Consider the following 12,542-nt stretch of genomic DNA (forward strand, 5'->3'; position numbering starts at 1 on the left):
GAGCATCGCTTACCTGGGCGCGACCTTTCCAGCAGCTCCAGTTGTGTCCGTCTGAAACACGGACTCATTTTTCAAATTTGATCACGGATGACCTGTTAACCCGTTCAAAACAGTTCACTTTCAGACCCGTCCGCAGCGAGCGCAGTCAAAAAGAAAACAACGCAAAAAGACGATCAAGATGGCCGCTAAAAGTTTAATTGACGGGCTTCTGAACGCCGTATGGGAAAAATTTACATGCATTTACATTCTTTTTACAAGCCATTTACTACTGCCCCTGCTCATCGTACGTACGTTTGGTTACACAAACCAAAAGCAGCTTTTTATGACCCATTTGAAAAAATATTCAGGTTGTCACCGGGTCCATGTCTGACCACAAAAATCCAAATGGGAGACACGGCGAACGCCTGAAACTTGACCAAAATAAAACATACGATTATGAAACTACTTCGTCATTACCGCATCCTTTCAAGACCCCTTGTATTGCTGGTGGCCTTCCTGTTCATGAGCTTCACAACAGACAAAGTCAATGGTGTTGCTCCTGCAAAAGATCAAACGATCATGATCGCGCTTTTGCTTGATACGAGCAATAGTATGGATGGTCTGATCGATCAGGCAAAATCGCAGTTGTGGAGAATTGTAAACGAAGTGGCCGCGGCCAAAAGCGGAGATGGCAAGCAGCCCAATATTAAGATTGCGTTGTATGAATATGGCAATGACGGACTTTCGTCTTTTGAAGGCTATATCCGCCAGGTGAGTCCTTTAACCGAAGACCTTGATGTTCTTTCGGAGAAGCTGTTTTCACTAAGCACCAATGGTGGAAATGAATTTTGCGGATATGTGATCGAAACTTCCTTGAATCAATTGGCGTGGTCTGCTTCCAATGCTGACTTGAAGATGATTTTCATTGCAGGCAACGAGCCCTTTACGCAGGGAAATGTATCGTACGAGCTAGCCTGTAGGACGGCAAAAGAAAAGGGTGTTATGGTGAATGCCATTTACTGCGGCGATTTTGCCGACGGCATCACGTTGGGCTGGAAGCGTGGTGCGGAACTAACCGGCGGAGCCTTTATGAGCATCGAACAAAACAACAAGACTGTCTACGTGCCAACACCATACGATGATCAGATTGCTGCGTTGAACGATAAACTTAACGCGACCTATGTTTACTACGGGGCATCCGGTGAGTATAGGAAGGAGCAACAAATTTCACAAGACAAAAACGCAGCGAGTTATGGATCGGCCAATATAGCGGAGCGCAGCTTTTGCAAGAGTTCACATGCCTATAAGAACTCCAGTTGGGATCTGGTGGATGCCGCAAAAGACAATGAAAAAGTAATTGTGGAAACCAAGTCAGACGACCTCCCCAAAGAAATGCGCACCATGAGCATGGAGCAGCGCAAGGGATACATCAAGCAAAAATCGGAAGAGCGAACAAAGATTCAGGTTGAGATACAATCCCTGAATAAAAAACGACAGGAATATATCTTTAAAAATACTCCCCAAAGCAGCAAAGATAAAATGTTAGATGCATCCATGATGAAAGCAATTAAAGAACAGGGGAGTGCAAAGAATTTGAAGTGGGCAGAAGGTTGTTAGCTTATGAAGATCGTAACAAAAAAATAATGGCTGTAATCTTGATGCGTATTATTTCATTAAACTAAATCAAATTTATATGCGTTTCCTACATCTGACGTTGTTGTATTTTATGCTGAGCGCCTTTTCTTCTGATCCAGCGGCAAAGATTTTAAAATCCATCACGGCCAATCCGGCCGCAACAAATGATGTTGAACCGGGGGCAACCAATACCATTTTCCAATCAAAAGATGGGGGACAGACCTGGGAAGACATCAGTCATGGCTTGCCTGAAAATGAACAGCCTGAAGGCTTTTTTGAAGGAGAGTCGGATGTCTATTTGCGTATAAAAAATGTAATGTATCACAGTAAAAGTAACCTCAAAACTCCTGTTTGGGAAAAAGAGATTGGTCTTGATCTACGAAGCGCCTCGATTGCTTTCAATCGTTCCGGAGTGATGGCCTACAATTATGATGGGCAAATTTATCAAAAGGCACCCGCTGCAGGAACCTGGTTGCCGATATATACAAGTTTCAAAGGACGTTCGATGCGAACTGTTTTTGAAACCTCTGATGGGACGGTGTTCTTAGGTTGCGATAGCGGTCTTTACAAATCTACCGACAGGGGAGAAAGCTGGAAGCAAGTACAAGATGAAGGCTGGGTCATGCACATGGTGGAGTCAAAAGGTCTTCTCATCGCGACGGGTCAAAAGGGCATCATGCGTTCGACCGACAATGGTGAACACTGGGAATGGGTAATCCGCGAGGGTGGTGTGGGTATAGCCATTGAACGTATCGAAGGTGGATTTGCTGCGATATCTTCTAATACAACGACCATGTCCAGAAGGATGCGCATTTCATTGGACAATGGAAAAACCTGGAAAGCCATTGATGAAGGACTTCAGCCTTCTTTGTTCATTTCATCGATCAAACAAATGGGTGAATATTTAATATGCGGTCACCCGGATGGTATATTCCGATCATCTGACATGGGTAAAACATGGAATCTTGTTCATTCCGGTGTTGATCAGAAGGTGTTTAGAATATATGTTTCTGGCAAAATATTGTACGCGGTAGCAGGAGGTGCTGGATGCTGAAATATAGGCTTCCCTCTGGCTATTTCGTCGTCTTCCCAACCGGTTCTTTCGAGAACTCCACGGCGGTAAAACACTCGGGTACGTGCGAGTCCCAAACGCCGTGCGGGCTCATGGCCCAGCCGCCAGAATCATGTGCGGGTGCCGGCGCTTTGTACGTATTGAATCTGGAGAAATCCATCCGCCACACGTCGCCGTTGTGGGGTGGTAATGACCGGCCGCCATTCCATGTAGCGAAACCTGCCCATGGCAACGCGAGCTCTACCGTCCACCCACGATCGCGGTCTTTGTCGTTGTTGATCGTGCCGTCGACATGCACGGCTTTCAGGAGACCCGGATAATCCCAGTTCCAAAACCCGATGCGCCGGCCCCGTGGATGGGATTTATACCCCACGCCGTTGAAAGGTTTGACGCCTTCGCGTGTCCGGTCGAATTCGGGGAGCTTGCTGTAGCCGTTTTTCTCGAACGTCTCCTCCCAAAAGAACAATACTTCGTAGATCGTGGCGTAGGCGTTGATCTCAAACTCATAGTATCCATCGGGCCCGGCGATGAACAGCTCAACGTCGTTGTCGCGGTAAACCGGCGCGTCGCGGTCCGTGAGTGTGGCCTTAACGTTAGGTTCTTCAATCCAGAAGCCGACGTACAGGTATTTTTCATCCCACAGTACGGCGGCCTTCGTATCCAGGTGCGTAGGTGTCCCCTTGATCAGGTCGACGAAGCGCGGCGACCGGGCAGCGTCTTTCCAGGCGGCTTCATCCAGTTTGCCATCGATGGCGAGCGTTTCCGTGATCTGGTGGGCTGTATAGTGAACAACATCCTTTTCCTGGCAAGGCAGCGTCTCCAAATTTTGCATGTTCGTGACAACACCGGGTGATTCGTTCATGTCGGGGATAAAACAGGCGATAATGAGCGCGGCGAATAAAACTCCTTTGTAGATCATCTTAAAAAGTAAACCAATGCGTCAAACTACAGAAAAGAAAATCGCGGTTGCGTTGGTTTTGGTTATACATACGGCAGCGACGTATGAGCGGTAACAGGAGGGGAGGACAGAGATTTTTTTTCAGCCGAGCAAGGGAAGCCGGGAAGGGATGTGCAGCCAGCATAAATAAAACATTTCCTTGTACCAGGCTTTGGTCCCCAGCAAAAACCATTATATTTTTAGCTTTCTAATTTTTCACATGTTAAAATTTATCGATCAACTTAGTTTTCTCGTTGTTTTATTTGGATTTCTTTTTGGTTTTACGGCTTGTCAGGATGAAGGAGAGGAAGAAACTGTTACCGGGAAAGGCGCTATCAAAGTTATGCTGGTTTCCGGCGCCGCTCAAATAGGAACGACTCCGTTTGATGTTACCATTCTGAATGCAAAAAACGAAGTGTTGTATACATTTACCGGCGTTACAATCGCCGATGCCGATAGACGTTATGCGCTGGATCCGGGCGAATACAAAGTTGCCATTCAATCTAAACGGTCAGCGGTCCTCCAGATTACTGACAATCTCTTTAGTGGTACGTCTGACTTCTTTGTAATAACCAGCACCCAGACAATAGACATTCCGGTGCCAATCCATGCTGAGCCATTCGAGCAATGGGTTCGCGTGGCAGATGCTCCATTTAATCCGCGCTACGGATCGACATCTTTTATTATTGACAGCACGATTTACGTTGGACTGGGTGCTAATTTTTTGAATGAGCGATTTCAAGATTGGTGGTCTTATTCTATAGCCACGAATACCTGGGCAAAGCTTCGGAATTTTCCGGGAGGAAAAAGATTTGCCACCCTCGGGTTCAGCGTGAATGACAAGGGATATGTCTGCCTCGGATATGCTGAAGATAATTCAAATTTGATCGAGCTCTGGGAGTATAATCCGGTTGACGATAGCTGGGAGAGGCTAGCTGATTTTCCGGGGGATGGCCGTTCCAGTGCGACAGCGTTTGTCCTGGATGATAAAATACACGTCGGGTCGGGAATAAGGAATGGTTATATCTCATTGTTGGATTTTTACACATACGACAGAATTCAAAATAAGTGGTCGGCCATTGCAGATTTTCCAGGCGATTCAACCTACGGCTTTACGAGTTTGACGATCAACAACACAAGTCACTTGTTGGCAGGAGTAGTTGACAATGATGTGCGAACCAAACAACATTTTACCTACAACGCTGCCACCGGCTGGACACAGCAACCCGATTTTCCGGGCGAAGCAAGACTGGAAGGAGTTGCGTTCGGCATAAACGGAATCGCCTATTTTGGATTGGGTTCTATTGATAACAATACACCCGGCCGTGATTTTTGGAAATTTGATCCCAAGAATTCAGCGTGGACACGGGTGGATGATTTTGTTGGCCAGCGCCGGTTTATAATGATGTCCGGATCGAATGGCTATATTGGTTATGCTGGGTTAGGGTATTATGGCAATACGATGTACAATGATTTATATCTGTACTTTCCGGCAGTCCATTAACATCGAAAGCCGAGACCTTGACGCACATGGCTTGCCCGGTCTTTATTGAAGTTTTTGGTGCGGTGGGTTGATGGAAGTATTTGGTTTGGTGCAAAGAGAGTCAGGAATGACTCTATAGCTAGCGGACACTAAATTATTGGAGAGGGTGTCTGGCGATTGCTCGACATGACTGTTATCTTTTCCGCCAGAGTGAACTTAGGGGTGTTCGTTGAAGCACAAATTCAAAATAAGCTACACCAAAGAAAAACATACCATACCCAATCGAAAGTAACTGATGAAGCAGATGTTCATGCTCATACTTTTTCGATACGATTGTGAAGGGGAGCCCAAACACATATTTATCAATGTGAGGCCATTTAACTTCGAGTGCTGCCAGACAAATAAGCCAAAGCGAGAAACCAATCGCAACAGGCACAATGAAATTCTTTGAACGTACTGCCAGCCAAAAACCTAGCCCACTGATGCCGAACGTTGATCCATACGCCAGTAAATTAAGTTTCAACAATTCAGGCCATCGATCGAGGTATGCTAAAAAATCCAGACCGAATTGAATATCAATCACGCCGGCACTCATCGCCGTGTAAACATTAAAAATCAACAGGAAGGCAATCGCTAGCACTTGCAGAGCTATGAACTTGGCCAACAAGATGTGAAAGAACGATTGTGGTGATGCCAACACCTGCTTCCATGCATTATTTTTGACTTCCATCTGCATCAGTAATGTGCTCGCCAGCACAAAAAAGAGCGGAAGAAAGACAAACGCGAAAACCATAAAACCTTCTTTGTAAAAATCATCCCAGCCATTGACCGGATTGCCTGGGTAAGGCGAGTCATAATCGAACAACTGCACAAACGGGATAATGAACGCGGCGATCAGCATGAGATAAATCACCGAGGTGCGGTTTATTTTCAGAAATTCTGATCGGAGAGAAGCTGCAAAAGTCATATTAACCGGTTGTTAAGGCCATAAAAATTGTTTCAAGAGTCTGCTTGCGCGGATGGAGGTCATACACATCAAGATCATTGTCGACCAAGATCCTGTTAATGGTTGCCACCTGTTGGATGTCAGTATACGGTACGACCAGATCATCTTCGAGCAACTCAGCCTGGAATTGCCTGAGCACAGCCCATGCGCGCAAATTATCAGATGTGTTCAGTTGCACCAACGATTGCTTTTGTTGTAGCTGGTGGAGCTTTTCAAGCGAACCCTGAAATCGCATCCGGCCCTTGTAGATGATGCCGATGCGGTTTGCCATCTTCTCTACTTCTGACAAAATATGACTGGAGATGAGGAAGGTAATGCCTTCCTCTTCGTTTAGCTTCCTGATTAAACTTCTCAATTCCAGTATGCCGGCCGGATCAAGACCATTTGTAGGTTCATCCAGAATGAGCAACTCAGGTTTTGGCAACAACGCAAGGGCAAGCGACAACCGTTGCTTCATGCCCAGTGAAAATTGCTTCACCGTTTTCTTTCCGGTATCACTCAGACCCACCATACACAGGACTTCCTGCAGCCTGGCTTTTGATGCACCATAGATCTCACGGTACACTTCCAGGTTTTCTTTTGCGGTCAGGTGATTGTACAACGAGGGGCTTTCAATCAACGATCCCACTTTACTCAATATTTCCTGGCGATGGTGTTGCAAATCTTTGCCAAGGATCTCAATGGTGCCACGCTGATTTTTCAGTAATCCCAGCAACAAACTTAACGTGGTTGTTTTTCCTGATCCATTCGGACCGAGGAACCCATAGATATTGCCACGACTTACCTCCAGGTGAATGTTGGTGAGCGTGTTAACTCCTTTTGAATAATCGTAGAATATTCCGTTGGTGCAAATGACAGATGTTGCATTCATGCTTGATTGTTTTGTGACGCAACATTACGCGAGCTTCCGCAGTGTACCCAGCGGACGTGATGAAGACCTCAATAAATGTGATGGAGTAGGGGAGCGTTGGGACGAATGCCCGGAGAACAAAGGTCATCGTAAGATGCGCATGCCGATATCAAATTCCATCCCTTCTTTCGGCTGATTCGTCACAAATAATTCAAGGCAGAAAACAGATTCCTTTATATTGTACCTCGATTTGATTCTATGACACAACAAGTTCCTTTCAATAGACAGCTTGCCACTCGCGAAACCATTATCCTTTTCGGTGTGTGGTTAACCATTACCGCTTTTGTGCTTATGGTCGATAGGGAGTCAGAATTTATTTCTTCCTGGACGATCACGCTTCCCAGCGGTTGGCTGATGTATCACTTGTCGTTTCGTTATCTGTTTCCAAAAGCGCTCACCTTTCGGTTTCCCGTTCTGTTCTACATCGCCTGCATTTTTGTTTACTGCCTGGTGATCTTTTTTAGCACAGCCATGGTTCTCTCCGCTTTCATTGAGGAAGAAGGTTTTTTCATGGAATTGGGGGGCATCACGTTTTTCAGTTTGCTTTTAATCCTGGCTCCCGTGCAGTGGATTATTTTCAAACGACTTGCCCGCGGCAACGAAGAACTCTTTTCGATCAAAAAGGAACTGGTGCAAACGGAAGCCAGCCTGGATTTTTTGCGTTCCCAAATAAGTCCACATTTTTTATTCAATGCTCTCAACACCTTATATGGCCTGGCCATTCATGAAAAAGCCGACCGCACCAGCGAGGCTATCGAAAAACTGGGCAGCATGATGCGCTTCATGTTGCAAGAGAATGTTCAGGAGAAAATAGCACTCGTCCGCGACCTGGAATATCTCAACAACTACATCGCGCTGCAACGTTTGCGCACCGAGATCAGTCCGAACATCAGAATTCAAATCGCTATTCCGAAGGAGGCAGACCTTGCCCTACAGATTGCGCCCATGCTGCTCATTCCGTTTATTGAAAATGCTTTCAAACATGGCATCAGCTTGCGGGAAGAATCTCATATCCGGATTTCGCTGGAATTGAAACAATCAACCGTATACTTCGATGTGTTCAACACCAAACACGTACGCCCGGAAAACGACCCTGAGAAAAACAGCAATGGCATCGGCCTCATGAATGTAAAGCAACGGCTGCAGCTGGTATACCCCGGCAAACATGAGTTGACGATCCGGGAAACGGCCCTCGACTATTTTGTGCATCTTGTGATTAACTTAGGGCTATGAAAGCAATTGCGGTTGACGATGAACCCATGGCACTGGAAGTAGTGCGCTCGCACGCCTCCAAAGTTCCGTTCCTGGAATTAAAAGCCGAGTTCACCGATGCCTTCCAGGCGCTGGAATACTTGCAGAAGGAAAACATCGACCTGATTTTTTTGGATATTAAAATGCCTGATATCTCCGGTATCGAGTTTTTCAATAGTCTGCGCAAAAAGCCGCTGCTCATTTTCACAACCGCCTACAGCGAGCATGCCGTTACCAGTTTTGAAATGGACGCCATCGATTATTTGCTGAAACCATTCTCACTGACCAGGTTCCTCCAGGCGTGCAACAAGGCATTTGAACTGTATAACTATCGAAACACTACCGGAACCAGCGATCATGTATATCTTAAAACCGGTTACGAGCAGGTAAAAGTGATGTACGATGAAATTCTTTACCTGGAAGCCACCGGCAACTATGTAACGTTTGCGTTGAACGATAAAAAAGTGTTGGCCCGCAGTACCTTTGCAGAAGCTATTCATTGGCTGCCGCAGCAAAAATTTATACGGGTGCATCGTTCGTACATGGTACCGGTAAGTAAAATTGAAAAAGTGGAAAAGCACCAGGTCACAATCGGTGCCCATAAAATACCCGTGAGTGAAGCATACCAGCAGCAGTTGCAGCTTATGCTGAGGAACGGAATGGGTCACGATCATGTCATATAGCTGCTGGGCAGCCAGTTGTGTAGTAATAGTTATATAATTTATATTATGTTAAATACAATTCTTGATAGATACTGACCGGAAAGGACTGTCACCTTCTCCCACTTCCTTTTAATTAGTCTGGAGGCTGAGAATCTTTTCAAATACATAGCCTGCGCCAATGAATAGACTTCCAACAACATATAGAGTTGTAAAAATCGAAGACCAAAAATCCTCCAATTGATGTACTGCTTCAAGAAGTCCAGCTAACGAGTTGTCGAGTCGTTTATAACTTGAATTAAACAGTCTAGATACCAAATCAAAGTTTGTGGAAACCTTAGTATATTCTTCTCGAGTCATATAGGGTTGAGTTGGCTCAAACAGCTTTTCCTTGAAACGCAACAAGCTGTCATAACTGGCAACATGATCTGTAGCTTTTCCGTGGCCGATTGTTAGCAAATCCATGTAAATCTTTGTTAATCGCCCTTTATAGAAAGCTAGCTCCATGCTATCCATGCGATCTCTGACCACTGCGATTTCAAAACTGGAGCGATTTATCTCCAAAATATTAGCCATAACCTGGGCGCCTTTCAATTTTTCAACCTCCTCGCTCCATGCCTGCTGAAAAGTTCTTTCAACAATCCAAGAACTAAAGATGATGAGCCCCCCAAGCACCTGACAAATAACCGCAAGATATGGCCGGTGATACCAGTTCCTTATGATGACAGGCTGTTTAGGTCCTGCCTTAGATATTACTACGCTTTCCTTACTACGCTTTTTCATTTTCAAAATGCCAACTTAATGAACTAAAATATATCATTTTTTTTGTTGCCCGATGTTAAAAATTTCCTTTACTCACAAGGGCCACAAGGTGCCCCTCCCTTTCATTTCACTTACAACAGTGATGCGACGTCTAATCTCATTTAATCGGGCAAATTACCTACATTCGGGTATTGGCAGGCAACCTAATATATTGTTACTTAATCAAAGTCGCAACATCATTGACGGAACCGGAATCTGCGGCACTATTTCATCCTTTCGATTCATAACCCTCAAATCACCAAGGAAATGAAAACGTCTCATAGGTTTTTTAAAACAGCATCCCTCCTGTTTATCTTCATCTTATTCTCCCTCTCCCACTCCAGTTGCGCCGTCACCCACGTCTACCAAGCCGGTGGTCCGGACGGCCGCGAAATGGGCAACCAACCCGGCACCGAATGGGAAAGCGATCACACTAACGTGTTTCTCTGGGGTGCTATACGCGATGATGTGAGGATCGAGAACTGCAAGCTTGGTGATGGTACGCGTCTGAATATTGAAGAGATAAAAATTGAAAGGAACTTTGGCCATCAGTTGGCCATGATCGTGACGCTGGGCATCTGGCAGCCTGCGAAGATCAGTTGGAGATGTGCTAAACCTGTTAACTGAAACGGCTATGATCAAAAGAAACGGGCCGAGGACCTGGAAAAATATCCATGTCACCAACACGCTATCCTTGGAGGATCTTATTGATGTCGACAATTCCAATGCGCAGCGTCCATTGCAAAGCGCCTACGATTTTCTGAATCAAGCCAGCGGAGATTTGAATGCCTTGATCCAGGAGGCGAAGGCAAAGAAAAAGAAACTTCGTGCCATTGGTTCTGCGTGGGCACTCTCCCCCATCCAATCTACCGAGCATTGGCTGGTCAACAACAAATTATTAAACAAGTGTTTTGAGGTAGATGCAGATTGCTTTCATGCCGACTATCCACAGGATCAGCGACCGCTCCTGGTCATCGCGCAATGTGGGATCTCTATCGCCGAATTAAATGTCTACCTGGAATTGCCGCGGGGAACGGGCAGGCCTGCGCGTGCGATGAAGACCACGGGCATAGGCGCCGGCCAGACGGTTGTGGGCGCTGTATCGGGAAATACGCACGGCGCCGCGGTAAATTTTGGGGCCTTGCCCGATTTTGTTGCCGCGATTCAATTGTGCAACGGTACGGATAAGCCCATTTGGATCGAGCGAAGCGATCGCCCCGTCATGAATGAGACCTTTTTCGACCGGATCCAATCCAGGCCGGTCCGCGACAACGACATTTTCAATTCGGCGCTGGTGAGCTTTGGTGCCTTTGGGATCATCACGGCTTTTGCCATTGAAACGGCACCGCTGTACCAGATCGCCTTCCCGCCGATCAGAGAAGTGGACGAGCCAAAGCTGGCCTCCCTCCTGGCGGATCCGGGCTATTATTCAGGGCTCTATCATCTGGAGGCGGTTTTCAACCCGCATGAAGATTCCTATTTTCTTATTGAAGGAACCAAGGTGAACTATGAGGAAGGTCACCCCATTCCCAAGCCGTTGTGGATCGTGAGCAATGCTTCGGGTTATGCACCGGGCGATCGGGTCGGGAGGCTTCTACTTAAATTGCCGTTTGTTTCTGCGGCGCGAAAGTCTAAGATCCAATTCAAGCAATATTTAAAGAATGCGGTATTGACGGACGTGCGCGGCACATCAGGACAACTTTTCACAGCAACGATCACGTATTTGGAAGGTTTTATTGAAACCGCATTGGCTGTTTCCATTGATGATGTTATCGCGACCTTTCGGCTGTTAAAGCAAGGGCATCCGGGCGACGCCTTGTTTGGGTTCACGTGTCACGCCCCGAAGTCGGTCGTGGTTGAATTCGGAATGCTTCACGATTCGGATTATCCGAAATTTGAAGAGCTGCTGTTAACAAAATTAAGAGGTGCGGGAATTCGTTATAGCCTTCACTGGTCAAAGAATTCGCTGATCGATCCGACAAGGCTTCTGCAGATGTATGGCGGCGATCGGATCGAGACGTGGAAGAGAAGCCGGCTCACGTTGTTCAACGGCGATATGGACTTGATGGATGTTTTCAATCACCGCGACCTAAAAACAGCAGGGCTTGCGTAGGTCGAGAAATAAAAATCATTATGTGTACGAACCTCCGGCATCATTTCTCTAAAGATCCAGATCCAGCTGACAGCGTGCGTTTTGCTACGCTGATGTTGTTCTTGTTTGTTCTTGTTATTTCCTGCAAGCCAAAAATAGACTCCTTTGTTACGAAGGTGGCCGGCATAGAAACCAAGACCATCGGCGCTAACGACTCGCTCGAAGTTCACTGGAAAGTGCGTGGCAAGCCGACGCTTCTTTATCATGAGGTGATCGATTCAAGCGGGCTCGACGTCGAGAAATTCGTGCAACTCACCCTCCTGGTTAAAAAGGGAAAGAAAGAACCGGCCCTCGGGCTCATTTTTGTCCAGGTCTTGCCACAGGAAACCAGCAACCTGATCGTTTTTGACGAGCCGATTTTTACAAACGACAGCATCATCTTCAAAGGCGTCAAAAGTCCTTCGCGGTGGGGAAATTTCTTTTTGATCAAGTCCGTAAGATCTACCATGGGCAGACCTTGGACCGTGTTCCATGGGGGTAAAAAAATTGAATTGTCCAGGGACAGCATACCCTTCTCCGGTTTGGAGGGATTTAATATCGCCGGTCCGTGGGAGTTCCGATCGTTGCTCACACCGGAAGAAAAATCAGACCACCGGAAAGCCCCTGTGGAAGTAAACATTCAAGCGATCATTTATCATAAAAACAAATAACGCGCGA

General features: G+C 46.4%; 12 protein-coding genes. 8 read left to right on the forward strand and 4 right to left on the reverse strand.

Going from position 1 to position 12,542, the window contains the following annotated elements:
• The first annotated feature begins 435 nt into the window (after window positions 1–435).
• Window positions 436–1,596 carry a vWA domain-containing protein gene (locus tag D4L85_RS25500; protein WP_119756958.1) on the forward strand — a complete coding sequence of 387 codons (1,161 nt, stop codon included), beginning with the start codon at window positions 436–438 and terminating at the stop codon, window positions 1,594–1,596.
• Between the two features lie 76 nt (window positions 1,597–1,672).
• Window positions 1,673–2,668 carry a WD40/YVTN/BNR-like repeat-containing protein gene (locus tag D4L85_RS25505; protein ID WP_119756959.1) on the forward strand — a complete coding sequence of 332 codons (996 nt, stop codon included), beginning with the start codon at window positions 1,673–1,675 and terminating at the stop codon, window positions 2,666–2,668.
• 19 nt (window positions 2,669–2,687) lie between these two features.
• Here D4L85_RS25505 and D4L85_RS25510 read toward each other — a convergent pair whose 3' ends face one another.
• Complete coding sequence (locus tag D4L85_RS25510) at window positions 2,688–3,605, reverse strand: carbohydrate-binding family 9-like protein (protein ID WP_119756960.1); 918 nt, start codon at window positions 3,603–3,605, stop codon at window positions 2,688–2,690.
• Between the two features lie 238 nt (window positions 3,606–3,843).
• Here D4L85_RS25510 and D4L85_RS25515 point away from each other — a divergent pair, with 238 nt between their 5' ends.
• Window positions 3,844–5,127 (forward strand): Kelch repeat-containing protein, encoded by a 1,284-nt coding sequence (locus D4L85_RS25515; protein WP_119756961.1) that lies wholly within the window; start codon window positions 3,844–3,846, stop codon window positions 5,125–5,127.
• 172 nt (window positions 5,128–5,299) lie between these two features.
• Here the strand turns inward: D4L85_RS25515 and D4L85_RS25520 are convergent, their stop codons facing one another.
• Complete coding sequence (locus tag D4L85_RS25520) at window positions 5,300–6,073, reverse strand: ABC transporter permease (protein WP_119756962.1); 774 nt, start codon at window positions 6,071–6,073, stop codon at window positions 5,300–5,302.
• A gap of 1 nt (window position 6,074) precedes the next feature.
• Window positions 6,075–6,983 (reverse strand): ATP-binding cassette domain-containing protein, encoded by a 909-nt coding sequence (locus tag D4L85_RS25525; protein WP_119756963.1) that lies wholly within the window; start codon window positions 6,981–6,983, stop codon window positions 6,075–6,077.
• 237 nt (window positions 6,984–7,220) lie between these two features.
• Here D4L85_RS25525 and D4L85_RS25530 point away from each other — a divergent pair, with 237 nt between their 5' ends.
• A complete protein-coding gene (locus tag D4L85_RS25530) occupies window positions 7,221–8,255 on the forward strand; it encodes a sensor histidine kinase (protein ID WP_119756964.1) in 1,035 nt (344 codons plus the stop codon).
• Window positions 8,252–8,956: a LytR/AlgR family response regulator transcription factor gene (locus tag D4L85_RS25535; RefSeq protein ID WP_119756965.1), complete on the forward strand. Its 705-nt coding sequence runs from the start codon at window positions 8,252–8,254 to the stop codon at window positions 8,954–8,956. The genes D4L85_RS25530 and D4L85_RS25535 overlap by 4 nt, the downstream gene beginning before the upstream one ends.
• Before the next feature lie 108 nt (window positions 8,957–9,064).
• Here D4L85_RS25535 and D4L85_RS25540 read toward each other — a convergent pair whose 3' ends face one another.
• Window positions 9,065–9,715 (reverse strand): hypothetical protein, encoded by a 651-nt coding sequence (locus D4L85_RS25540; protein ID WP_119756966.1) that lies wholly within the window; start codon window positions 9,713–9,715, stop codon window positions 9,065–9,067.
• Window positions 9,716–10,000: 285 nt separating this feature from the next.
• Between D4L85_RS25540 and D4L85_RS25545 the strand changes: the two genes are divergently transcribed.
• Genes D4L85_RS25545 through D4L85_RS25555 form a run of 3 tightly spaced genes read left to right on the forward strand, consistent with a single transcriptional unit; the run spans window position 10,001 to window position 12,535 of the window.
• Entirely contained in the window at window positions 10,001–10,360 is a 360-nt protein-coding gene (locus D4L85_RS25545; RefSeq protein WP_119756967.1) for a hypothetical protein, read from the forward strand.
• Window positions 10,361–10,367: 7 nt separating this feature from the next.
• A complete protein-coding gene (locus tag D4L85_RS25550) occupies window positions 10,368–11,846 on the forward strand; it encodes an FAD-binding protein (protein ID WP_119756968.1) in 1,479 nt (492 codons plus the stop codon).
• Window positions 11,847–11,866: 20 nt separating this feature from the next.
• Complete coding sequence (locus D4L85_RS25555; RefSeq protein ID WP_160143998.1) at window positions 11,867–12,535, forward strand: hypothetical protein; 669 nt, start codon at window positions 11,867–11,869, stop codon at window positions 12,533–12,535.
• Window positions 12,536–12,542: the final 7 nt, after the last annotated feature.

The sequence above is a fragment of the Chryseolinea soli genome (genome assembly GCF_003589925.1).
Lineage (GTDB): Bacteria > Bacteroidota > Bacteroidia > Cytophagales > Cyclobacteriaceae > Chryseolinea > Chryseolinea soli.